A 22,539-nucleotide genomic window follows, 5' to 3' on the forward strand; every position below is an offset into this window, starting at 1 on the left:
AAAGCACATAGAGTTCATGGTAATAGGCTGAGCGCCATCGACAATTTGAAACGAAAACGGATTCTGTTCGAAAACATAGATAAGAACGAATTCCGCTCATAGAGGAGATACAGGGATGGTACAATTTGGATTGTTGGTCAAGCTAACACTGTTTTTGAGTTCTTATGTTCCTCTGTTCATTATACTATCAATTGAACTCAGTTCCAGACAACCAATTATTTGGGGCGATATTGAACTCCCTCTTGTTTCAGTTGGGTTTGATATTTCGTTGGCCAGTATTATTCTTCTTGCTTCCTCTATTCTGCTCATCCTCGTCCTAATGTTCATAATATGGCACCACAGTGGCCATCGAACAGAAGATTGGCGGTGTGACCATTTCAAACAACGAAACGAACTCCTTTCGAGTTATCTCCTGGCTTATGTCTTCGTATTTATAGGGTTGAACTTCTCTGATTTGGGTGATTGGCTAATATTGATTTTGTTTCTCGGGATGTTAGCGGTACTCCAAATGAATTCAGAGATGCTGCATGTGAACCCAATTCTGGGATTAGGGGGGTACAGAGTGTATGAAGTAGAGAGTAAGAACCAGACGTTGTTAGTTATCTCTCGAGATGACATTAGGGAAAGTATAAAAATCCCTGAATCACAAAGGGGTGTCAAGGAACCAGAGTATCGAAATATCGAAATAATTCAGCTTGGCCCAAACACCTACATGACCTCTCACGACCAATGACTACTCAAAATGATGCGGCTGACACCCTAAAGAACGCACGTGAATTTGTCCAAGGAAACACCTCTACTGATTATTTATTAGTACACAAACGGGAAACTGGTCCGGAAATTCAAACACTGGAATTTCGAAAAACAGTCCAGAACGAACTTGAAAAGCTGTTTGCAGACGTACTTACGAGCTATATCGATAAAGTTCGTGATGGGTCGGTTGGGATCCGCAACCTGAGTGCTATAAATACAGTTACAGATGAATCGTTGATTCAGCATGCAACTATAGATGAGTTGCCAGATACTGAGTTATTCAGATCACTTACTTCGGATTCCACGTATCCAACAACAAAATACGATAAGAATGATCCACCGGACTTCCAGTTGATAAAGGTATCAGATGGGAAGAAGCACTTAATCGGTATTCAAAACCACCGATCACTCAAAACTTATGACGCCTCGAAAAGTGGCATTCCCCTACTGTATAGAGATGCGGTCTATTCCAAATTTGAGAGCGATTTACTGATAGTGCCAGAAGCACTGAATGCGATTTATTTTGAAGATCAGCTCTTTGTGATGACTCCAAAATCTTTCGAAAAGATGTTTGAGATGCGAGACGAATATGAACAAAAAGCTGAAACAGTAATCAGCAATTTTGAGGACTCTGGCATCCGATTTTCGAAATCCAAAATCACGGACGACTGGATGATAAACGGAGACATTCGTGTGTTGAGGAAACTATACACTGTACACGAAAATGAAATCCCAACATACGCGACACCTGATCGTATTAAAATGGTTATTGACAAGTATGATATTGAAGTTCAATACCGGAAGAAAAATGGGTTTATTGAACTTGATATAGAGGAGTACACGGATATATGGAAGTTACTTCGACTTCTCAATTCAGACTACGCTGAGGCAGAGCTAATTCCTGACGCGCGCTTGGAAATTGAGAGCAAACGAATCATGGACTGATTTCTTATGATACTCAGTAGGCAAGAGGTTGTTCAACTATTAGGATTCTGTGGCGAACACGATTTACACTCCTGAACCTTCCACCCGATTATTTGTAGTTGGTATTCCAACTGCTGCCATATATGGACTCGGATGAGGTGGCGGAGTACGTTGAGCGGTCACAACAGTTGCTCGAGGCCTCTCCACAAATGAACGAGCAGAACACCAAAGTTCGACTCGTTCAACCGCTGCTCGAACTTCTCGGATGGGATCTGTATTCAACAGAGGTTGAACTTGAGTACACGGTTCCGATGGCATCTGGAAGTACACATGTTGACTACGCCCTTCTCGTCGGTGACTCTCCGGTTGTCTTTGTCGAAGCAAAAGCGGCCAGTTCGGGCCTTAGTTCACAGCACGTCACACAGCTCAAGAGCTACATGCGACAGGAACTCGATGTAGACTGGGGTATTCTCACCAACGGGAAGGAGTTCGAGGTTCTCACAAAGGATCAGTATAGCAACGATGGAGAGGAGGTATCGGTGGTACAATTCGATCTTGACGATCTCGCCGAGAACCCGGATGTGCTGGAGTTGCTTTCAAAGGAGGCGATCCGGTCTGGGAAGGCGGATGAGATTGCTGGTCAGGTAGCGCAGACGAACGAGGCGATCCGGTATCTCAACCAGAACGAGGACGACGTAACAGAGACAGTGAGTTCGGCAGTCGAGAGCGAACTCGGAGAAGTCCCGCTGGATTTGGACGAACAGTCTCGAGATTTCGTTCAGAATCTGGCTTCTGCGCTTCAGGAGCAACGTCAGTTCGTTAGCGAAGATCCGCCAGCTGGAACCGATGAACCACCACCGAGTCCACCAAGAGAAGAACCAGATGAGGATGGTGAACTACAGCCTCGTCAGAACAAAGTCGTCGGAACCATTACTCGTGACGAGATCGATGGTGACGAAGATGCAACAGTCGCAGTCTATGCTTCTAAAGAATCTGGTCTCACTTTTTTGAAGGAGAACGCAGCATGGGCCTTCGTCAGGGTGGGGCGAGATATGGATTACATTGCGATGTATATCACAGGCGGTGAGAGCGTAGTCAAATACTTCGCAGAGGTTGATGAGATTGTAGATCCGGAGGAAGCAGACTTAGAGCGTGATCCGTTAGATTATCTGGATAGGGATTACGTTGGGGAAGGGAAGAAAGTGATTAAATTTCAAAATCATACGTTCTACGAACTGGAGGATCCGATACCATTTGAATCTAAGTATCCTCAATCTCGCCGTGATACGACGCTTGGTAAGCTGAGAGAGGCAGAGACAACTGACGACCTCTTTTAGTCACTTAGAGAGTGGGTCTTGATTTGAGTAGCCCAGGAAATAGCGATTCTGAGTTTCACGAAGCGATCTGATCAGCGGACGATCGTTCCCTTAGGTCTGGTCGGAAAACCCTTCTGACGAGCCGTGAGATCCGAAGAAACTCGGAACGTGAGTGGACAGAGTCTCGGACTCGGGAACTTTGAGAGGAATCTCAAGGCAATCCCTAACGGTTTTACCCGACAGGAGATTTGCTCTGCCATGGGAGCATCTGACTGGGCTGGACGCATGGTGGAACAACTTGAAGATGAATTTGGAACCGCTGAGAAACGTAATCTTCGGATCACAGCGTTAGTGCGTTGGTTCGCTTCTGATCCGGAATATGAGGGACTCTTTGACGGGAACAGACAAGAGGAACAACACGAATGGAGTCTGCTCACTGACGATCTACCCAGCGTTCTTCGAGAGCAACCCGGCAGCACAATCGAAGAAAGGTGGAATAACCTCATGCTCGAGTTGGAATACCAGGAGATCGTAGAAGGCGGAGTCTATCTGAATCCTTGGGAACAATTCGATAAAGAGACGTATGACCCAGATGTGACCCACGACTGGGACGGTAGTTGATGAGCTGAATCCCTGCACTTCTCGAGGGACAGCTCTCGATCGGGGTGAAAAAACCTGTTCCTGAGGATGTTCGGGGAGATTCGACTACTGTCCGATCAATCCCTTCGGACTGACCCAGAAATGCCGGTAGCAAGTCATGGGAGCCGGGAAAAGTCGCTTGCTGAAAGTATAGAGTCCAGACTACCCATGGAGATCACTGTGAAGGTCCGCTGAATCGCGGACCTTGAATTTTTCATGATGGAACTAATCTCCGACGCGGCGGACCAGATCGACCCAGTGAACGCCGACCTCGAGGTAATTGGAATTCCTGGTGGGATTGGAAAGGAGTTGGAAGACTACGCGATTGAAGGTGCCCACGTTCGGGGCGCTCGTTACATGAACACCATGTCGGGCACCGATATTGGAATCAACTCCAAGCCAAAGCGGGTCTACCTGCAACCAACGATCTGCTTGGGAGAGGGCGAGGACGCGGAGATGGTAGACGTAATCAGTTTCGAGGAATTGTCGGCGCTTCCAGCTGAGTATAGATCGGATCTGAAGATCGACGCGGCGGCCATGACTAACAAGCTGATTGAGAAGCCCCTGGATGAGATCCTGCAAGCGGTGGGCGTTGATACCAAGGCGGCCATAAAAGGCCAATCTCAGACCGGACTGGCGGCCTTCATGTGATTATGACGAACAAGAAAGGAAGATTCGCAAAGTGCTACGGTTGTAACGATCGGAAAATGTTGTACCCGGAATACAAGTTGTTCAAAGATTGGTATTGCTATTCGTGTTACTGTGACGATAGCGTAATAAAGGAAATGGACGCTTCGGATATGACGTGGGTGTAGTTTACTCACATTGTCACACCCAATTGTACCCGCGCAATCATTTATGGACAGTGCTGTGCTGGACCACACTATGAATTCGCAAGAACTCACACATCTTCATGCGTTGCTGTACGAGGTGCGCGTCGAACTCGAGGACCAGGACAAGGTACCTGCTGGGGCGTTCTCGGAATATGATTCGAAAAACGTTCGTCCGGATTACATCCACCGTCCTCAAGACGCGCACGAAGATGGGATTCGCCTATTGCTAAAGGGCATCCGACACTCAATAAAGCGCGATCCACCGCCGGAAAAGGAGATGACAATGTAATATCAATCATCACGTCAATATTATGACGCCCACTTTTGAGGAGGAGCTGGATCAAAGTAGCATAAGTGCCGTCGTGATAGAAAACCCATACTCGGCCAACGAGTGCGTTCTGTATCCATCAAACGCAACGGACGAAAAACTGGAAACGATGTGGGTTCTTGCGAAGGACGGTGATTACACCTGCTTAGAAGATATGCAGTAACAGAGCGACGAGCGAACTGACTATAATTCCCAAACTGGGAATACCACTGGCCGATCATCAAATCGAGCCTTCGCTCCGATCAGCCAGAATCTGAAGAATCGGATCAGATAGAGTCTCAACAGCGGGAAGCGGCGGACGAACAACCCACCCCGCAGGGTGGCGGGCAGACCTTACTCGGAGAATTCCAATGACAACAGAGAGAGTCCACAAGTCGGAACCGCACGATGTGTATATCGGTCGCGGTCAGAACGGTGAGACGAACATGGGCGGCGTCCCGATCGGCGTGACCGGGTGGCTGGGCAACCCTTACAAGGAGTCTCACTACGGACGCGAGAAGTGTATCGAGCTATTCGAACGCGATCTCGGTTGGATGGTCGAGGGCAACCCAGTTTTCCGGGCGAAGTTGGTGAGTCTGTACGGAAAGACGTTGGGCTGCTACTGCTTCGATCACCAGGAGTGCCACGGTGACGTAATCGTTTCCAAGATCAACGAGCTGTACCTGGAGTCTCTATGAGTGTCCCGGCGTCGGCCCGTTACAATCCTACGGGACAGAACGTGGACGTAATCTCCACGGTCAACGGTGGCGAGGAAGCGTCGTGGGCGATCTATCGCGGTGGTGGTCTGGTCGGGATGGAAAGCGACAACACCCGGCCACCCGCCGACGTTCCGATTGATTTCGTGGACTGGCCGTTCTCGAAAGACGGTGAGCAATCGTTCGAGGACCACCTACAGGTCGTGAAAGAGGAAAAGCCGATGTACGCGGTCGCTCCGGACGTTGAGAACGGGCGAGATGTTTCCACTGTTCTTGAGTACGCCGATCAGTTAGACTCGCACGCGGGCGTTGTAATTGTCGTCCCCAAGGACGCGCACCCCGAGGACGTGGGTGACGATTATCGCATTGGAATTCCGTGCCAGGATCGGTTCGGCGGCGTGCCGTGGTCGATCTGGGAGTACCGGAATTGCGAACAGGTTCACCTACTCGGTGGCAGCCCGGTTCGTCACGCCGACTTCAAGCACTACGTGAACGTCCGGTCGGTGGACACGGCGTCGATCGTGAAGGCTGCGTACCGTGGTGGATTCTGGAACGAGGGCGGTTGGCACAAAGACACTCTCGGATTCTACGGGTCGCTCGAGGCCAGCATTGATGGGATGAACCGATTCTGGAACGGTGGCGTTTCGGTGTTCGGGCAGGAGAGGGCGCGGGCGCTTCCCGCTGGTACCGAACTCCCGGAACAGGAACGCGAGGAATTGCTGACCCGTGGGGAGATCCCCGATCGGTGGTTACACATCAAGTATCCGATAGAGTTGGAAGCGATTGAAGATCAGATTGACCCGAACGAGAATCCGTGGCCGCCAAGCGATACGTTGGGTGATGGCGATCGAGTTCCGTTTCCGGGTCGGGCAGCGTTCTACTGATACCTATCTTCACCCACCCCCACCCCCTATATATACCGTTGTCCATCACTTAGGGTGAAGCCAGTGTGGGAGGTCTGAAACGAACACTCATTTTAGATGTTGGTGGGGATCTGAACACAGTCCAATAACGAATTGTGGAGCAGTTACTTTGGATCAGCGGGAAGCGGCGGCGTCCATGGTTGCGGGGCCTTCCCGCTGAGAACAACCCTGCGTAAGAGACGATAATAACAGTAGTTGGTAGTTCGGTTTCTTTATTTAGAGTTGACTGTGAAACTCGCGTTCAGTATAGGGCAAGTCGTGACCGATGCTTTACGCAGACTGTAGGTGTCCGTCAGCAAACATCAGTACCGCAAAGACTGCTAGTGCGATGAATAGTGATAGTCCCCCACCATAGTTAGTTCCGAAGGTACGTCCCACGATAAAGCCAGTAAGAGATGAAATCAGGCACATCACAAAGAGGCGTTTGTCGGGGGGATTGCCCATACGCTAATGTTGATTTAGCTAACTATATACCTTCTCCAATTCGTTCAGTAAGCACACGTAGTTAACGAATCATCCGACTCAGTTTCAGGGGCGGTTCTGAATAAAAAATCGTGCTGCTATCTACTGATAATGGAAACCGCATGGAGAGTCGAGGAAACCTGTCCTCGATGTGATGACGACAGCGATGTATGGGTGTTCGAAAAAGACGAAGGAGCGAAGGTGAAGAAGTGTTATACCTGCCACTCGTGCGGTTGTGAGTGGTCAGAGATGGTGGAACGTAGCTAACTAAAAAGGAGCGGCTTCATTTAGTAGATACCAGATGCCCCAATTCACGGAAGGCGACCGCGTTCGCGTTGATATACCGGACGAGCTGGACCCCGATCACGATCGGTATCACGGTCGGCATGGGAAGGTTGTCGAGATAATGGAAGACGATGCAGGAGACGAGACCGGGAATGATCAGGATTCGTTCTTATTACAGGTTGAATTTGATTCTGGCGAGACGATGGGTTTTCGAGGCCACGACTTACGGCCCCCATTGGAATAACGAGTTGAACTGATTACTTCCTTTTCTGCATTTTGCCAGCAATATTTGCACTGAGTTCGAAATGGTGATCCCGGACCAGGGGACCCGCCAAGAACATTCGACCAGAAGACACAACTCGAGTCGAGCCTTCCCATAATTTGACTCATGCTGTGAGCAAATACGTTCTGGTTTTAATGACTGATCGGCTAAATACGGCCGATCTGATGGAATGTGGCAGGAATGGCTCTGTTCCCGCTGTTCATAATTTCCAAATTCAGGGACAGTAATTTCTTGTTTTTAAATAAGGTAGTATGTATATGAAAAACGGATATAGGGTTTGGATCGATAGGTGCAAGCTAAAAATCAGTTACAACTGAGAAAGGAATGGCACCAGATTGCTCAGTTTCTCCGTCGGTTCTACAACTGTCCGTTCTTGGTCATAGTTCACGATTCCTTCCTCAGCCAGTTTTGGGATGTGGATGTGATATAGCGAGATGAAAACTTGCTCAATCTGTTCTTTGTCTCCCTCAGTTATTTCCACACCTTGTTCTTTTTCGATGATTTCATTCCGAAGATCACGAATGGTCAATACCCCATCAGAGGCTACCAAAAGTTCAATGACAATACGACGGTGACGATGGGAGAGAAGATCAAAGACCGTATCTGGAGATATGTTTTCTATCGACTCAAACATTTCTTCCGAGGATTGCGTACTCCTCCGTGTATCATCACTCATTATCTTTATTAATGCTGTTACACGGATGAATATCGTGCCTGCCTTGGAAGACTTTTAAATATTGACTTATATATCGGCTGGTACATCTTGAGTTGAGAGCGTGGACTCAATTATCTTCCCAGTACCGCGTCGGAGTAGTTCTGAGAGGGATTGGTGAGATATATCGAGTTTTTCTGCGAGTTCGCGGGCTGAAATCTCACGTGGCACTTCGTAGTACCCATGTTCCTGTGCAGCTACGAGGGCATTATGTTGGGCAGGGGTCAATTCGCCAAACGAGACTCGAGGGCTTCCCGGCTCGGTAAGATCCAGTAATTCGAACGAATGGTCCTGTTCAGTCAGCCTTTTACGGAATCTGTCGAATTGATCTCGTGAGACAAACCGAATTCGCAGCTGCCACCCATGAGCTGTGGCTTCGGCGTGTAAGATTGATCCTTGTTGGTCGATGTATTTGTTCACTCGCTCCTCAACGTCGTCGGCCCATTCGAGGTGATAGTATTTCTCCTCCTCAAACGATGTTGTCTCAACGATTCGTCTAATAGATGGATCGTTCGACAGGGCCTCATCAGCGGTATCAAAATTATTGCTGGCAACCCAGAGGCATGGCATTGTCCACTTCGTGCTGTGAGCAGCGATACGCTCGGCTTCGACCTTCATCTCTGGTTCATCCGTGAACGCCTGTGTGAGAGCAACAGCGTCGTGTTCAAGTTCGAAGGTCGCAATCAGCATACGAATAGAACGGACCCCAAGGGGAAAACCGACGGGTTCAGTCGGATACGTATAATGTTAGGTTAGACCAGATTTGATCGATCGATTTGTGGACTATTTTTCTCAGCTCATTTAGGGGATTCCGAGTGAATGAAAAACAACTGCCGTGCTACATACAGCCTCTGTACTCGCCATCACATATAGGCCGGTCACAACTATTTCAGAACAACCTGTCACCACAGCCAGGCAGGTGGGTTTTATATACTGTCAGTCCTTCCTATATTACGACGCGGTCGAAAAATTCCCTGAAGACGGCTGTGGTCCGGGTACAGCCCTCCTACTATGGGTTGCGAGGAACGAAGTTACTCGCGGCTTGCGGAGCCAGGGACCGGAGTTCAAATCTCCGTCAGGACGCTCACTCCTCGCGAGTGCTTCACGATGTTCAGCACTCGCTTCGTCGTTCGGTCCTGACGTGCCCAACGCTCACTTCGTTCGCGTTGGACTCCGTCAGAACGGTTCTGTCGACACAAATTCGCGAGCGTAGCGAGCGACTCGTGTCGACGAAACTCCCTCGGGGATTTGAGCAGACCAGTGGCAGCCCGGGAACGGCACAACGCGCCGCATGCCCGAACCGTCCTGGTGTGGTCACACTCCCGTCGGGACTCCCCGTTACGAGCGCGTATTCCTCCGCCTCGAGTCTCCGTTCTTCGGTTTCCTCTCGAGCGGAGGTTCGATCGTCAACGTGTTCGCCTCGAGTGTGACGGACGGCGACCAGCCGCGGAGATGGCGTCTCGGCGATCAGCGGTTTCGAGATTCCCAATAGGTCTCGAGAAACGGTCTGACCTGTCCGGTGACAGCCGACCGGAGCGCCGCCATCTCGACGGAGTCGTTCCCGAGAAACAGTCGATCGTGCTCCCGCCGGACGATCTCCTCGAGAACGAGTTCGACGAGCGTATCGGCAGTAACGGACCGATGTCGATCTGTACGGGTTTGTGCGAGTGACTCGAGTCGCCGTCGGGTCGCGTGCGTCGTCGCCAGCGCTGACGCGGACTGCTCGAGCGGCGGTGGTTCCGCGGCCTCCCGAAACGAGGGATGGGTGAGTGTCGCACGGCCGCCTCGCTTGTTCCGGATGACGACACCCTCTGCGGGGCCGTCGTACCAGTTCGACCGCGGGACGGTGTACGAATCGGGGTCGAAGTCCCGGGCGCGGCGTTCGCGCTCGACGGCGTTTACGGGCCGGAGGCCGATCCGTTCGAAGATCTGGTCCGCGATATCCGGGGGGTAGAACGCGTTCGTCCGGGCCGACCGGACGTCGAAGCCGAGAAACGATGGCAATCGGTCCCACTCGTACTCGATCGCGTGTTTGTGCGTCGCTTCGCCGAAGAAAACGACCGCCTCTACGTCCTCGATCGCGGTTCGAAGCTGGTCCCGGCGGAGGTTCGCCCGAACGTGTCGAACCGCGTGTTGATACGGTTCGGGTACAGCCCCCGGGTCCTCGTACCAGCGGTTTCGGTCACCAAACCGAATAAGGCCGGACTGCTGGAGGCGAAATCGGAGGGGTGCTCCGTCGATTTTCTCGAGGAGCCAGAGGTGTCCCTCCTCGAAGAGCTCGGGCGTTTCCGAAGCGGGCGGAACAGCGGGATAGTTCAAGACGTATCGACTACGATCGCAGTCGCATTTACCTCTTGTTCCGCGGTGGCGCTCTGAGTGAGCGATCCGTAGGATAGAGCGGTGGACCGGGGGCCATATTCGTGCGGTCGAACGATGGACGGAAATCCGCTCACTCGAGGCTGCCGGCGAGTACTTTCGCCGCGACGAGGACGGGATCCCACGTGCTGTTGAACGGCGGAGCGTACGCCAGATCGTAGTTCTCGAGATCCGAGACGGTTGCCCCTTCCTGCAGCGCCGCAACGATCGCGTGACTCCGGTGGACCGCGCCTTCGCCGTACTCGCTGACGAGACTCGCGCCGAGAACGCGGCCGGACTCCCGATCGGCGGACAGCGTGATCGTGACGGTGCCGCCCTCGGGGTAGTAGCCGGCGCGCGATTTCGCGGTGACGGTTTCGGTGAGCGGATCGAATCCGGCGTCTCGAGCGGTGTCGTGGTCCAGAACCCCCGTTCGAGCGGCCTCGATATCGAAGGCTTTGACCGCCGCCGTTCCGGCGATGTCGCCACCCTCGGTCGGCGTTCCGGTCACGGTCTGTCCGACCGCGCGACCGTGGCGATTGGCGGTCAGCGCGAGGGGAACGTACGCCGGATCGCCCGTCACGACGTGTGTCGCCTCGGCGCAGTCGCCCGCCGCGTAGACGTCGGAGACGTTCGTCTCGCGGAACGCGTCGGTTTCGATCGCCCCCGTTTCACCGAGTTCGATACCGGCGTCCGCAGCCAGGGCCGTCCGGGGTCGAACGCCGGTTCCGAGCAGGGCCATCTCGACCGGGACCCGATCCTCCTCGGTGACGACGGCGTCGACGCTCGGTCCACCGGTGACCTCTCGGACCTCCGCCTCGAGGCGAAGGTCGACGCCCTGTTCTCGGAGGTGGTCCGCAACCGCTTCACTGGTCGGGCCGCTGAATCCCTTCAGAACCCGATCGCTCCGCTGGAAGAGGGTGACTTCGAACTCGTTCGCAGCCAGCGCTTCGGCCATCTCGATTCCGATGTAGCCGCCGCCGACGACCGCGACGGGGCCGTTACACTCCTCGAGATACCGACACGCTGGCCCGCGGTCGGGTTGTTGGAGGGACTCGCCGTCGCGCGCTCTCGCGACGTACTCGCGGAGTTCCTTCCCGTCGCTCATCGATCCGAGCGTGTAGACGCCCTCTCGATCGGTTCCGTCGATCGGGGGGACGACGGCGCTCGCTCCCGTCGCGATCAGGAGGTGGTCGTACGACTGGACGGTCGAGCCCGAGTCGGCGTCGGCCGTGACCGTCCCGTCGTCGGGATCGATGTCGACGACGTCGTGTCCCGTTCGAAGGTCGATATCGCGCTCCTCGCGGAACTCCTCGGGCGTCACCGAGACGAGGGACTCGAGCGACTGGATCTCGCCTTTGACGTAGTAGGGGAGCCCGCAGGCACCGTAGGAAACCCACTGGCCGCGTTCGAAGACGACGACCTCGAGGTCCGGATCGTCGCGTTTTGCCTTGCTCGCCGCGGACATCCCCGCCGCGTCGCCGCCGACGACCACGAACGTCTCGGTCATGGCGTCACTGTCGGCTGGAAACGCCTTAGTACGTCTGGTACGGGTCGGTGGAAGGGCGAAGCCGGGACGGCGACGCTGGCCGCGTTCAAAACTCCTCGGCCGGCGGAGCGACTCCCTCGTCCCCGCCGTCGAGTTCGAACTCCTCGCGAACCTCGCGGATCCGATCGCGGATGTCCGCGGCGAGTTCGAACTCGAGGTTGCCCGCTGCCTCCTCCATCCGGGTTTCGAGCTCCGAAACGTATCGAGCGGCCTCGTCGTCGTCCTCGAGCGAGCGACCCGAGACGGACGACGTGTCCGTTTTCGAGCCGGGAAGGTTGGCCTCGCTGACGTCCTTGTCGATCGTGGTCGGTTCGAAGCCGTGTTCGTCGTTGTACTCCCGTTGAATCTCGCGCCGCCGTCGGGTTTCGTCGATCGCGGACTCCATCGCGTTCGAGACGTCGTCGGCGTAGAGGACGACCTCGCCGTTGACGTTGCGCGCGGCCCGTCCCATCGTCTGGACCAGCGTCGTCTCGCTTCGCAGGAAGCCCTCCTGGTCGGCGTCCAGAATCGCGACGAGCGAGACCTCGGGGATGTCAAGCCCCTCCCGAAGGAGGTTGATCCCGACGAGCACGTCGAACTCACCGAGGCGGAGTCCGCGGACGAGTTCGTGGCGCTCTAGCGTGTCGGTTTCGTCGTGCATGTACTCGACGGCGACGCCGGATTCCTCGAGATACTCGGTCAGATCCTCGGCCATCCGTTTCGTCAGCGTCGTGACGAGGATCCGCTCGTCGCGGTCGACGCGGTCGTCGATGCGGTCCAGCAGATCGTCGATCTGTCCGCTCGCCGGAGAGATTTCGACCGCCGGATCGACCAGGTGCGTCGGTCGAACGATCTGTTCGGCGATGTGGGACGAGTGCTCGCGCTCGTAGTCTCCCGGCGTTGCGCTCACGTAGAGCGTCCGGTCCGTCTCCTCCTGGAACTCCTCGAACGTCAGCGGGCGGTTGTCGTAGGCCGTCGGCAGTCGAAACCCGTTTTCGACCAGCGAATCCTTTCTGGATTTGTCGCCCGCGTACTGGCCGCGTATCTGGGGAAGCGTCTGGTGGGACTCGTCGATGACGGTCAGGAAGTCCTCGGGGAAGTAATCCAACAGCGTGTACGGCGCGTCGCCGGAGTCGCGATCCGAGAGGTAGACGGAGTAGTTCTCGATGCCCGAGCAATAGCCCGTTTCGGCCATCATCTCGAGATCGAACGTCGTCCGTTCGTCGATGCGCTGGGCGGCGATCATGTCCCCCTGGCGCTCGAAGTAGCTGATTCGGGAGTCGAGATCGTCGCGGATCTCGTCCATCGCACGCTCGAGTTTCGCCTCCGGAATCGAGTAGTGCTCCGCCGGGTGGATCAGGACGGCTCGCTGTTCGCCCTTGGTTTCGCCCTCGAGGGGGTCGACTTTGACCATCCGATCGATCTCGTCGCCCCAGAGTTCGACGCGGACGGCGTAGCGGCCGTACATCGGATAGATTTCGACCGTGTCGCCCCTGACGCGGAACGTTCCCTGCGTGAAGTCGACGTCGTTTCGTTCGTAGTTCAGATCGACCAGGCGTCCGAGCAGGTCGTCGCGGCCGACCGCCTCACCGACCTCGAGACGCAGGGACATATCGACGTAGTTGCGCGGATCACCGAGGCCGTAGATGGCCGACACCGACGCGACGACGATGACGTCCTCGCGGGTCAAAAGCGAGCGCGTCGCGGAGTGGCGCAGACGATCGATCTCGTCGTTGATCGAGGCGTCCTTGTCGATGTAGGTGTCGGTCTGTTCGACGTACGCCTCGGGCTGGTAGTAGTCGTAGTACGAGACGAAGTACTCGACGGCGTTCTCCGGGAAGAGGTTCCGAAACTCCTCGTAGAGCTGGGCCGCGAGCGTCTTGTTGTGAGCGATGACCAGCGTCGGCTTCTGGACCTCCTCGATCAGCCAGGAGACGGTGTTGGTCTTGCCCGAGCCGGTGACGCCGAGGAGCGTCTGCTCGGTTTCGGCCGAATGAAACCCGTCCGCCAGCTCGTCGATCGCGGTCGGCTGATCCCCTGCCGGGTCGAACGGCGCGTCGACCTCGAAGGGATGATCGACGTCGGGACGGTCCGGCTGGAGCGGGCCTCGAGTGTCGGTCACGGTTGTCCGCGGTATGGGCCCCACGTACTTCACGGACACGCTTGTCCGTTGGAGGGGAATCGAGAACCAGCTATGGTTACGTCAGAACCGTCTCAGCAACAAACCGAACGTCGGTTCATAAATACCAATTATACAGGCATACTATAATAGTGATTTATTATCACCAGAAGGGGGAGGCCATAATTATGGACTTGGTGACAGATCGAAACCGGGACGGATTAGATCAAGGAGTATTAGTGCATAGAGTTTGATTATTGGAGAGAATAATGCCAAAAGAACCATATCTATTAAAATAGTGAGTTATTAGCGACAGAATCGAATTCAGGACCGTACTGGTGGAAAATGATCAACTACGATGGCCGGGTAAACAATCACTATTAAATACCAATTTCCATATGAGTTTGGCAAGTAGGTTGTTAAGCCATATGTATTGAGGGAGACAGGTATTGCCGCCGAACTGCTCGGCATGAATTACACCCATACATCCGTAAACGGGCAGATACGGCCGGAGAACGTGTCGTAGCCGCGAATAATCGCTGGTGACGACCTCGAGAAGCGAACGATCGTTCAGTATCGTCGAACGCCTCAGGCGTGCTCGAGCGTGAGTTCGATGACGTTCGCGATACCCAGTACCGTCTCGGGGAGGTCCGTTTCGAAGCGCTCGCCTTGCATTCGGTGCGTCGGTCCGGCGACGCTGATGGAGCCGATCACCGCTCCGGAGCCCGAGAGAATGGGTGCGGCGACGCTCCGTAAGCCGTTCAGACGCTCCTCGTCGTCGTAGGCGATCTTTCGCTCCCGGATCAACTCGAGTTCTTCCGCGAGAGTCCGGGGATCGGTGATCGTGTTCGCGTTGACGGCGGTGAGCCCGTGTCGGTCGATGATCTCGTCCTGTCGGTCATCGGGGAGAAACGCCAGGACGGCCTTTCCGAGGGCCGTACAGTGAATCGGTACTCGATCACCGATGCGGGTATCGATCCGGGCAGCTTCCGATCCGCGGCTCCGGTAGAGAAAGACGCCGCGGCCGTGTTCCTCGGTCAGGAGCGCGGAGATCTCGCCCGTTTTTTCGGCCAGGTGATCGACCTCGGGCCGGGCGACCTGATACAGTTCGTGCTGGTTGCGCGCGGTTTCGCTGATCTGGAGGAACTTCAGTCCCGTCCGGTACTCGCCGTCCTCGCGGACGACGTACTCGGTTCGTTCTAACGTCCGCAAGTGGTTGTGAACGGTGCTCTTCGGTAACTCGACCGCTCTCGCCAGTTCGGAGACGCCCGCCCCGTCGAGTTCGGTCAGCGTTTCGACGATGCCGAACGCTCGAGCGACGGCCTGTATCTCGCCCCTGTCGTGTTTTGCCATACCATAACGATGGATTCGATCGCCATAAGTGTTCAGCATCGTGGAACGGAAGGTATGAATGGAGGTCCGACCGGACGAATCGACGGACGCCGAGAAAGACGGTCAGCGGGGATCGGGATCGGTGCCGTCGGACTCGAGGCGATCCAGACGCGCTCGATCGGCGACCGTATCGACGTCCCGGTGAATTCCGGGATCGTCGACGGCGACGCGGCGAACGTCTGCGGCGTCGAACAACGCCCGTCCGCCGGTGTCGCCCGACAGCTCGAGCAACTCCGCAAAGCAGGTCCCGTCGAAGAGCACCGGATTGCCCCGTTTCCCGTCGAACGACGGAACGACGACCTCGCCGCCGTCCGATCGGTAGGTCTCGACGACCCGCGTCACGGTTTCCGGGTCGACGCGGGGCATATCACCCGGCAGGAAGATCGCGGCGTCGGCGTCACGCTCGCGGGCCGCTCGCGTGCCGGCGCGGACCGACGCGCTCTGGCCCTCCGCGAAGTCCGGGTTCGAGACGGTCTCCTCGACGTCGGCCGAAACCGCCTGCCCGACGGTCCGGGCGTCGTGGCCGAGGACCGCGATCGTGTACTCGACCGCCGGGACCGCGAGCGTTCGAGCGGCGTGGCGGACGACCGGCTCGCCGTCGACCGTCGCGAGCAGCTTGTTTCCGTCCTCGAATCGCGTACCGAGACCGCCCGCCAGCACGATTCCGACGATCTCACCCATCGTCACTCGAGGGAAACACCCTCGGGACCGCGCGGGAGGTAGTTCCGGCCGCCCGGTTCGGCACGCAGTTCTCCGTCCTCGACGACGACCTCGCCGCCGACGATGGTGTGGGTGGGTAGTCCGGTCAGTTCCTCGCCGTGGAACGTCGAGTAGCCGGGCTCCATCGTGTGATAGAAGTCGTCGTCGACGACCGTGCTTTTGTCCAGGTCGACGATGACCATGTCGGCGTCGGAGCCCTCAACGAGGGCGCCCTTTCGCGGGTAGAGCCCCCAGCGTTTGGCGTTGTTTTCCGAACAGACTTCGACCAGCCGCTCCACGCTGATGCGGTTTTCGTTGACGCCTTCGCTCATCATCACGGGGAGGAAGTACTCGATTCCGTTGTTGTCGCCGGGGATCGCGTCCCAGATGTCGCCGTGCTTGCCCGTATCCTTCTCTTTGAACTCGATCTTGTGCGGACAGTGATCGGTTCCGACGTAGTCGACGACGCCGGTTCGGAGTCCCTCCCAGAGGCGTTTGGTGCTTTCCTCGCCCCGAAGGGGCGGCGAGATCTTGCCCCAGACGCCGAGGTCTTCCCGTTCGTTCGTGTGACTGAGAAAGGCGGGAAGCGTCTCTGCGTGGAGGTTGACACCCCGATCTTGAAACCGCTCGCAGATGTCGACGCCCTCGCCCGTGCTCATGTGGACGATGTACGCTCTCGAGTCCGTGTACTCTGTCAGCCGACCGATCTGTTCGATCTGCATCGCCTCGCAGATGTTCGGTGCCGACTCGCTCCAGGCCTTGAGGTCGTTTCGACCCTCCGCTTTGAGTTCCTTGCGTCGCTCGATCGCGAGGTCCTCGTTCTCGGCGTGGAACATGACGACGCCGTTTGGAATATCCGAAACCGTGTCCAACACCCTGTAGACGCCGCCCGCATCGGAGTGATCGATACCGAGTTCGGGCGATGCATTTTTATACCAGTTGAAGAAGATCTTGTACGAGCGGATCCCCTCGGCGGCGAGGTCTTCGATCTCCTCGACGTGGTGGTCCTGATGGACGATCGCGTGGTAGGCGAAGTCGATGTAGGAGTTCTCTTCACCCGCGCGCTTGAAGAACTCCATATCCGGCAGATACGGTTCCTTCTGGAGGAGGAAGTTGACGACGGTCGTTACGCCGCCGTGGATGGCACCCCTCGTTTCGGTCTCGAAATCGTGCTCGAGGCCCTCGTGGTAGTCGAACTCGTAACGCGAGAGGCCCCAGTGGACGTGCGGATCGATGAAGCCGGGGATCAGATAGTTCCCCTCGGCATCGATCTCGTGATCCGCTTCGGGGAGGTTCGATTCGGTACCGACGCCGACGATGGTTCCGTCGTTCGCCGCGACGCCGCCGCTGATCGTTCCTGCCGGCGTGACGACCCGTGCGTTGGTCACTCGGAGGTCTACAGTCGATTCGACCATACGTCCCCACTCTCGGCTATCTACTTGAGTGTACCCCGTCTGGCGTCCGACCCTCGAAGCCGTAGCCGTCATCGACCACCGGGAACGCCGAGCGCTGACGGTCGATCCAGTTCGCGCACCGGACGCGGCACAACGTTTATGTCTCACTCGAGAGACGTACTACGTGTTCCATGAGTACGGATAGCACAGGGGAGTACGACGGTCCAGTAACCGAAGAGATCACCGTGACCGTCAACGGCCGGGCCGTCACCGCGACGGTCGAACCGCGGCTCAAGCTCTCCGATTTTCTCCGGGACGTCTGCGGTCTCCACGGCGTTCGCGTCGGCTGTGAACACGGCGTCTGTGGTGCCTGTACCGTCCAGCAGGACGACCGAACGGTAAAGAGCTGTCTCTCGTATGCGGTTCAGGCGGACGGAGCGGCGATCGAGACGGTCGAGGGGCTCGACGACGACGGCTCTCTCCACCCGATACAGGAGGCCTTTCACGAGACTCACGCGCTTCAGTGTGGGTTCTGTACGAGCGGGTTCGTCATGGCGACGAAGGAGCTGTTAGAGGAGAACCCGGACCCCACCCGTGAGGAGATCCAGACGGGACTGGCCGGCAACATCTGTCGGTGTACGGGCTATCAGAACATCTACGATGCGGTCGAACGCGCCGGTGAGAAGCTGACCGCCGAGACGGGATCGGAGGAGTAACGATGTCCAGATCACAACCGCCCGAGACCGGCGTTGACGCGGACGCCGAATCGATCGACGCGGGGACGGAATCGTTCACCGGAACGGGCCTTCCCCGGGTCGAGGATCATCGGATTCTGACCGGCGAAGCCGAGTACGTCCACGATATCACGCCGGACCGGTGTCTGCACATGGCGCTCGTCCGCAGCATGCACGCCCACGCGGATATCGTCTCGATCGACACCAGCGACGCCGAAGCCCATCCGGAGTGCGAACTGGTCATCACTGCCGACGATATCGAAGCCGAGTACAACCCGATGCCGACGGGCATCCCGAAGGTCGAAACCGACGGCGGCGACGTCCGACGTCTCGAGGAGTGGTCGCTCGCGGGTGAGACGGCCAGATTCGTGGGCGAACCCGTCGCCGCCGTGGTCGCGACGAACCGCTACGTCGCCGAGGACGCCGCCGATCTGGTCGACGTCGAGTACGACCCGAAGCCTGCGGTCGCGGACGGGCTGGCCGCCCGCGAGGACGAGGTCGTCGTCCACGAGTCCGTCGGGACGAACGTCGTCGACGGCGAGCGGATCGCGTTCGGTGATCCCGACGCCGCTTTCGAGGACGCAGACCACGTCGTCACCGGAGAGTACTCCTGGGGTCGCATTTCGGGCGTGCCACTCGAGACCGCGGGCGTCGTCGCGTCGTACGACGAGGAGACCGACAGCTTCGACATCGACTGTAACATCCAGTTGCACACGCTCGTCGACGACACGATCTACGAGACCCTTGGCTACGACGCGGACGACGTCCGAGTGAGCGTCCCGGCCGATGTCGGGGGGAGCTACGGCACGAAGATCGCCATCCACCGCTATTGCTGTCTGGCCGCGATGGCGAGCAAGGAACTCGAGCGCCCGGTGAAGTTCGTCGAAGACCGGATCGAGAACCTCCAGGGTGGTGACGTCCACTGCTCCGATCGAGAGTACGAGGTCCGAATGGCCGTCGACGACGACGGCACGATGCGCGGCCTCGACGTCTGGTTCGTCGACGACTTCGGGGCCTTCCCGCGGTACCCGGTCAATCAGGTCCTGAAGCCGCTGTCGGTGCTCACCAACTCCTACGAGATCGACGACGTCGTCTACGAGTACGAACTCGCGTTGACGAACAAGACCTCCCAGACCGCCTACCGCGGGTTCGGAGTCGATCCACACATCTACGCCCTCGAGATGATCGTCGACGAAGCGGCCCGCGAGATCGGAATGGATCCAACGGAGTTCCGACGACGCAATCTGATCGAGCCCGAGCAGATGCCCTACACCCTGCCCTCGAAGAACGTCTACGACTCCGGGGATTACCCCGCGACGCTCGACCGAATCGAGGAGATCATCGACGACGAACGCGACGGCGGCCTGCTCGATCCCGCCGTCGTCGAGGCCAAACGCGAGCAAGGAAAGTACCGGGGCGTCCAGCCGAGCGTCATCATCGAACCGGGCGTCAGCGGCTCCGACTGGACCGACCGACAGCGATCCGACCGCGACGAACTCGAGGACCGATCCCGAGGCGAGGTCGAAGAGCTCCCCGAGCACCTGCGCGCCGAACTCCGCCCGGACGGGACCGTCCGGGCGTTCCTGGCGACCGACTCGTCGGGGCAGGGCCACCAGACGCTCGTCTCGCAACTGCTCGCCGACGAACTCGAGATCCTCCCGAGCGACATCGACGTCGACTACCTCGACAGCGTCGACGCGCCGACGGAGTACGGAAGCGCCGCATCGCGGATGGCGGTCATGCTCTCGGGGGCGACGGTCGGCGTTGCGAGACGGCTGATCGACCGCGCCGAGGAACTCGCAGCCGAAAGCTGGGAGTGTGCGACCGACGACGTCACCTACCGCGACGGCGTCGTCGAGCGAGTCGACACCGGGGAGACGCGTTCGCTCGCGGAGCTGGCCGAACTCGACGCCGGGCGCGACGAGCGACTCACGTCGGTGAGCTACGACTACGACCACCCCGCAACCGACCGCGCGGAGTTCGACGAAGCGTTCACGAAGAAGTATCCGGTGTATCCGACGGCCGCATTCGGAGCGAACGCCCCCATCGTCGAGGTCGACGTCGAGACCGGCGAGGTCGAGATTCTAACGTTTCACACCGTCCGCGACTGCGGAACGATGCTCAACCCGACGATCGTCGAGGGACAGGCCCACGGCGGCATCGCACAGGGGATCGGCGCGGCCCTGCTCGAGGAGTTCGGGTACGAAGACGACGGCCAGCCCCAGGCGATAACCCTGTTCGATTACCTGTTGCCCTCGATCGAAACCATCCCGGAGATCGAGATGGAACACACCGTGACGCCGTCGCCCTACACGGAGACCGGTGCCAAAGGCGTCGGAGAGGGCGGCATGATCGACGCGCCCGCGAGCATCGCCACCTCGATCAACGCGGCGCTCGAGCCGCTGGGACTCGACGAACCCGCGGACCGAATCCCCGTCGCGCCGGACCACCTCCTGAGACAGGTTCGAGACCGAGAGTAACCGAGCGTTCGCTCGAGTCGGTCCTGACATCTTCTGCTATACAAAAACGGCACCGCGACCGCGAAACTCCAACCGCCAGCTCACGCCGCTTCTTCCAGGTCGGTGTCGACGTCCTCGAGGACCTCCTGCGGTGCGGTCTCGAGTTTCGACTCGGCACCCTCGCCGGACTCGACGGCGGCTTGCATGTCAGCGAAGTACTTCTTGACCAGTCGGTTCGTCACGCTCTGTAGCGCCCGCCCGCCGAGACTGACGATCGTTCCCGAGACGTCCGCGTTCGCCTGCCAGGCGACGGTCGTCCCGCCATCGTCTCTCCCGATCATCTCCATCGTCGCGGTCAGCTCGAACTCGTTTCGCGGCGCGTTCCCCTCGGCTTTCAGCTCCAGTAACTCCGGGTGTTCGAGCCGCGTGACGATCGCATCGACGTTGAACTCCGGTTTGACGCTCCCGACGCCGACCGCCAGCACGGCCGTTATCTCGTGGGGGGACTCGAGGACCATTTCCGTACAGCCCGGCGCACACTCCGCGAGGACGTCCGGATCGGTAAAGTACGGCCAGAGTTCTTCTCTCGACTGTTCCATCTCGTTTTCGCCGCTAAATTCTAACATAGTGATCTAGACACCATCCGCGGTGTGTACTGCGCGTTGGTACGACGTTTCGAGCGACCGGCGTGCGTACTCGCCGGCCACGTTCTCTTTGTACTCCCGGTCGGCGTGCATCTCCCCTTCGGGCATCACCGCCGCAGTGACGAGTTCGGCCACCTCATCGAGTCCCGACTCGGTCATCGGCTCCCCCTCGAGGACGGCTTCGGCGTCTTCGACGCGAAGCGGCACGTCGGCGGCGTTGGCCAGCGCGATGCGGACGTCCTCGACGATCGGATCGGCGGCGGTCGGATCGTCGACGCGTAACGCCGTGGCAGCGCTGACGGTCGGCCAGGTCTGGGCCGCTCGCTTCAGTTCGAGAAACGCCATCCCCGTTCGTTCAGGCGGGAACGGGTCGGTCTGGATCGAGACGGACTCGATCAGTTCATCCTCGCGGAGTTCGGTGAACATGTACGCGATGAAGTACTCCTCGGCCGGGACGTCGCGCCGGCCCTCGAGCGACCGCAGGTGGAGGCTGCCGTCGAGGGCGATCAGGGCCGCGGGATAGTTGCCAGCGGGGTCCGCCTCACCGATGCTGCCGCCGAGCGTCCCCTGATTGCGCACCGACGGGCCGGCGATCTGCTCGGCGGCCTCGGGAACCATCGGGAGAACGGAGGCGAGACGATCAGAACGTTCGAGCGTCCGGTGGCGCGTCATCGCGCCGATTCGGACGACGCCGTCGGTCACGTCGATACCGGCCAGTTCGTCCACGCCGTTCAGATCGATCAGGTGATCCGGCGTCGCGAGTCGGTTGGCCATCACGATCCCGAGCGATTGGTTCCCGGCGAGCAACTCCGCCTCCTCGAGCTCCGCGAGTAACTCGAGGACGTCCTCGACGGTGTCGGGTCGGTGGTGGGTAAACGGCGCGGGCTTCATGGAGTATCGGAGCGGTGAAACGGCGGTTCGACGGGGGGCAGTCGACGTGCGACCCTGGAACGATACTGGGGAGTGATACGGGTGATCATGTGACGTTCACACAGACACTGTAAGGTTTTTCCAACCGTACTAATAAGTGTTGTTCAATATAAATAATCAGACATTTTGGAA

At 57.6% G+C, this 22,539-nt stretch carries 22 protein-coding genes; 12 read left to right on the plus strand and 10 right to left on the minus strand.

All coding sequences use genetic code 11. From position 1 onward, the window contains the following. Nucleotides 1-115: 115 nt before the first annotated feature. The 10 genes from EA462_RS02445 (at nucleotide 116) to EA462_RS17865 (ending at nucleotide 7,402) form a co-directional block, all read left to right on the plus strand. Nucleotides 116-733 carry a hypothetical protein gene (locus tag EA462_RS02445; RefSeq protein WP_124176972.1) on the plus strand — a complete coding sequence of 206 codons (618 nt, stop codon included), beginning with the start codon at nucleotides 116-118 and terminating at the stop codon, nucleotides 731-733. After that, the gene (locus EA462_RS02450; protein ID WP_124176973.1) at nucleotides 730-1,698 is read left to right on the plus strand and encodes a Kiwa anti-phage protein KwaB-like domain-containing protein; all 969 of its coding nucleotides are present in this window, start codon (nucleotides 730-732) and stop codon (nucleotides 1,696-1,698) included. The genes EA462_RS02445 and EA462_RS02450 overlap by 4 nt, the downstream gene beginning before the upstream one ends. Before the next feature lie 122 nt (nucleotides 1,699-1,820). Then, nucleotides 1,821-3,014 carry a type I restriction enzyme HsdR N-terminal domain-containing protein gene (locus EA462_RS02455; RefSeq protein ID WP_124176974.1) on the plus strand — a complete coding sequence of 398 codons (1,194 nt, stop codon included), beginning with the start codon at nucleotides 1,821-1,823 and terminating at the stop codon, nucleotides 3,012-3,014. 237 nt (nucleotides 3,015-3,251) lie between these two features. Continuing rightward, entirely contained in the window at nucleotides 3,252-3,614 is a 363-nt protein-coding gene (locus EA462_RS02460; protein ID WP_124176975.1) for a hypothetical protein, read from the plus strand. Nucleotides 3,615-3,848: 234 nt separating this feature from the next. Continuing rightward, nucleotides 3,849-4,283: a hypothetical protein gene (locus tag EA462_RS02465; protein ID WP_124176976.1), complete on the plus strand. Its 435-nt coding sequence runs from the start codon at nucleotides 3,849-3,851 to the stop codon at nucleotides 4,281-4,283. Nucleotides 4,284-4,517: 234 nt separating this feature from the next. After that, the gene (locus tag EA462_RS02470) at nucleotides 4,518-4,754 is read left to right on the plus strand and encodes a UPF0058 family protein (protein WP_124176977.1); all 237 of its coding nucleotides are present in this window, start codon (nucleotides 4,518-4,520) and stop codon (nucleotides 4,752-4,754) included. 22 nt (nucleotides 4,755-4,776) lie between these two features. Continuing rightward, entirely contained in the window at nucleotides 4,777-4,956 is a 180-nt protein-coding gene (locus tag EA462_RS17960; RefSeq protein ID WP_449289198.1) for a DUF7511 domain-containing protein, read from the plus strand. 187 nt (nucleotides 4,957-5,143) lie between these two features. Then, a complete protein-coding gene (locus EA462_RS02475; RefSeq protein WP_124176978.1) occupies nucleotides 5,144-5,470 on the plus strand; it encodes a DUF4326 domain-containing protein in 327 nt (108 codons plus the stop codon). 41 nt (nucleotides 5,471-5,511) lie between these two features. After that, entirely contained in the window at nucleotides 5,512-6,372 is an 861-nt protein-coding gene (locus EA462_RS02480) for a DUF6610 family protein (protein ID WP_124176979.1), read from the plus strand. Nucleotides 6,373-7,174: 802 nt separating this feature from the next. After that, on the plus strand, nucleotides 7,175-7,402 hold the full coding sequence (locus EA462_RS17865) for a hypothetical protein (RefSeq protein ID WP_124176980.1): 228 nt from the start codon (nucleotides 7,175-7,177) through the stop codon (nucleotides 7,400-7,402). Between the two features lie 346 nt (nucleotides 7,403-7,748). Here EA462_RS17865 and EA462_RS02490 read toward each other — a convergent pair whose 3' ends face one another. The 8 genes from EA462_RS02490 to EA462_RS02525 form a co-directional block, all read right to left on the minus strand. Continuing rightward, nucleotides 7,749-8,117, minus strand: coding sequence for a DUF7344 domain-containing protein (locus EA462_RS02490; RefSeq protein ID WP_124176981.1), 369 nt, complete (start codon nucleotides 8,115-8,117; stop codon nucleotides 7,749-7,751). A 66-nt stretch (nucleotides 8,118-8,183) separates the two neighbouring features. After that, nucleotides 8,184-8,843, minus strand: coding sequence for a helix-turn-helix domain-containing protein (locus tag EA462_RS02495; RefSeq protein ID WP_124176982.1), 660 nt, complete (start codon nucleotides 8,841-8,843; stop codon nucleotides 8,184-8,186). Between the two features lie 777 nt (nucleotides 8,844-9,620). Then, a complete protein-coding gene (locus tag EA462_RS02500; RefSeq protein ID WP_124176983.1) occupies nucleotides 9,621-10,472 on the minus strand; it encodes an RNA ligase family protein in 852 nt (283 codons plus the stop codon). Nucleotides 10,473-10,602: 130 nt separating this feature from the next. Further along, nucleotides 10,603-12,018, minus strand: coding sequence for an FAD-dependent oxidoreductase (locus EA462_RS02505; RefSeq protein WP_124176984.1), 1,416 nt, complete (start codon nucleotides 12,016-12,018; stop codon nucleotides 10,603-10,605). Nucleotides 12,019-12,103: 85 nt separating this feature from the next. After that, nucleotides 12,104-14,158, minus strand: coding sequence for an excinuclease ABC subunit UvrB (gene uvrB / locus EA462_RS02510; RefSeq protein WP_124176985.1), 2,055 nt, complete (start codon nucleotides 14,156-14,158; stop codon nucleotides 12,104-12,106). A gap of 585 nt (nucleotides 14,159-14,743) precedes the next feature. Then, entirely contained in the window at nucleotides 14,744-15,508 is a 765-nt protein-coding gene (locus EA462_RS02515) for an IclR family transcriptional regulator (RefSeq protein ID WP_124176986.1), read from the minus strand. A gap of 102 nt (nucleotides 15,509-15,610) precedes the next feature. After that, complete coding sequence (locus EA462_RS02520; protein ID WP_124176987.1) at nucleotides 15,611-16,228, minus strand: nucleotidyltransferase family protein; 618 nt, start codon at nucleotides 16,226-16,228, stop codon at nucleotides 15,611-15,613. Between the two features lie 2 nt (nucleotides 16,229-16,230). After that, the gene (locus EA462_RS02525; protein ID WP_124176988.1) at nucleotides 16,231-17,661 is read right to left on the minus strand and encodes a dihydroorotase; all 1,431 of its coding nucleotides are present in this window, start codon (nucleotides 17,659-17,661) and stop codon (nucleotides 16,231-16,233) included. A gap of 170 nt (nucleotides 17,662-17,831) precedes the next feature. Here EA462_RS02525 and EA462_RS02530 point away from each other — a divergent pair, with 170 nt between their 5' ends. Together EA462_RS02530 and EA462_RS02535 are read left to right on the plus strand one after the other, a co-directional pair. After that, nucleotides 17,832-18,356 carry a (2Fe-2S)-binding protein gene (locus tag EA462_RS02530; protein WP_124176989.1) on the plus strand — a complete coding sequence of 175 codons (525 nt, stop codon included), beginning with the start codon at nucleotides 17,832-17,834 and terminating at the stop codon, nucleotides 18,354-18,356. Between the two features lie 2 nt (nucleotides 18,357-18,358). Then, nucleotides 18,359-20,854, plus strand: coding sequence for a xanthine dehydrogenase family protein molybdopterin-binding subunit (locus tag EA462_RS02535; RefSeq protein WP_124176990.1), 2,496 nt, complete (start codon nucleotides 18,359-18,361; stop codon nucleotides 20,852-20,854). Nucleotides 20,855-20,934: 80 nt separating this feature from the next. Here EA462_RS02535 and EA462_RS02540 read toward each other — a convergent pair whose 3' ends face one another. Beyond that, nucleotides 20,935-21,459: a CoxG family protein gene (locus tag EA462_RS02540; protein WP_243641347.1), complete on the minus strand. Its 525-nt coding sequence runs from the start codon at nucleotides 21,457-21,459 to the stop codon at nucleotides 20,935-20,937. 6 nt (nucleotides 21,460-21,465) lie between these two features. Continuing rightward, nucleotides 21,466-22,368 (minus strand): FAD binding domain-containing protein, encoded by a 903-nt coding sequence (locus tag EA462_RS02545; protein ID WP_124176991.1) that lies wholly within the window; start codon nucleotides 22,366-22,368, stop codon nucleotides 21,466-21,468. Nucleotides 22,369-22,539: the final 171 nt, after the last annotated feature.

The sequence above is a fragment of the Natrarchaeobius halalkaliphilus genome, assembly GCF_003841485.1.
GTDB classification, from domain to species: Archaea; Halobacteriota; Halobacteria; order Halobacteriales; family Natrialbaceae; genus Natrarchaeobius; species Natrarchaeobius halalkaliphilus.

Coding starts and splice junctions, on each gene's coding strand:
- EA462_RS02445 (WP_124176972.1), top strand. CDS start 116: ATGGTACAATTTGGATTGTTGGTCAAGCTAACACTGTTTTTGAGTTCT.
- EA462_RS02450 (WP_124176973.1), top strand. CDS start 730: ATGACTACTCAAAATGATGCGGCTGACACCCTAAAGAACGCACGTGAA.
- EA462_RS02455 (WP_124176974.1), top strand. CDS start 1,821: ATGGACTCGGATGAGGTGGCGGAGTACGTTGAGCGGTCACAACAGTTG.
- EA462_RS02460 (WP_124176975.1), top strand. CDS start 3,252: ATGGGAGCATCTGACTGGGCTGGACGCATGGTGGAACAACTTGAAGAT.
- EA462_RS02465 (WP_124176976.1), top strand. CDS start 3,849: ATGATGGAACTAATCTCCGACGCGGCGGACCAGATCGACCCAGTGAAC.
- EA462_RS02470 (WP_124176977.1), top strand. CDS start 4,518: ATGAATTCGCAAGAACTCACACATCTTCATGCGTTGCTGTACGAGGTG.
- EA462_RS17960 (WP_449289198.1), top strand. CDS start 4,777: ATGACGCCCACTTTTGAGGAGGAGCTGGATCAAAGTAGCATAAGTGCC.
- EA462_RS02475 (WP_124176978.1), top strand. CDS start 5,144: ATGACAACAGAGAGAGTCCACAAGTCGGAACCGCACGATGTGTATATC.
- EA462_RS17865 (WP_124176980.1), top strand. CDS start 7,175: ATGCCCCAATTCACGGAAGGCGACCGCGTTCGCGTTGATATACCGGAC.
- EA462_RS02490 (WP_124176981.1), bottom strand. CDS start 8,117: ATGAGTGATGATACACGGAGGAGTACGCAATCCTCGGAAGAAATGTTT.
- EA462_RS02495 (WP_124176982.1), bottom strand. CDS start 8,843: ATGCTGATTGCGACCTTCGAACTTGAACACGACGCTGTTGCTCTCACA.
- EA462_RS02505 (WP_124176984.1), bottom strand. CDS start 12,018: ATGACCGAGACGTTCGTGGTCGTCGGCGGCGACGCGGCGGGGATGTCC.
- EA462_RS02515 (WP_124176986.1), bottom strand. CDS start 15,508: ATGGCAAAACACGACAGGGGCGAGATACAGGCCGTCGCTCGAGCGTTC.
- EA462_RS02520 (WP_124176987.1), bottom strand. CDS start 16,228: ATGGGTGAGATCGTCGGAATCGTGCTGGCGGGCGGTCTCGGTACGCGA.
- EA462_RS02525 (WP_124176988.1), bottom strand. CDS start 17,661: ATGGTCGAATCGACTGTAGACCTCCGAGTGACCAACGCACGGGTCGTC.
- EA462_RS02530 (WP_124176989.1), top strand. CDS start 17,832: ATGAGTACGGATAGCACAGGGGAGTACGACGGTCCAGTAACCGAAGAG.
- EA462_RS02535 (WP_124176990.1), top strand. CDS start 18,359: ATGTCCAGATCACAACCGCCCGAGACCGGCGTTGACGCGGACGCCGAA.
- EA462_RS02540 (WP_243641347.1), bottom strand. CDS start 21,459: ATGTTAGAATTTAGCGGCGAAAACGAGATGGAACAGTCGAGAGAAGAA.
- EA462_RS02545 (WP_124176991.1), bottom strand. CDS start 22,368: ATGAAGCCCGCGCCGTTTACCCACCACCGACCCGACACCGTCGAGGAC.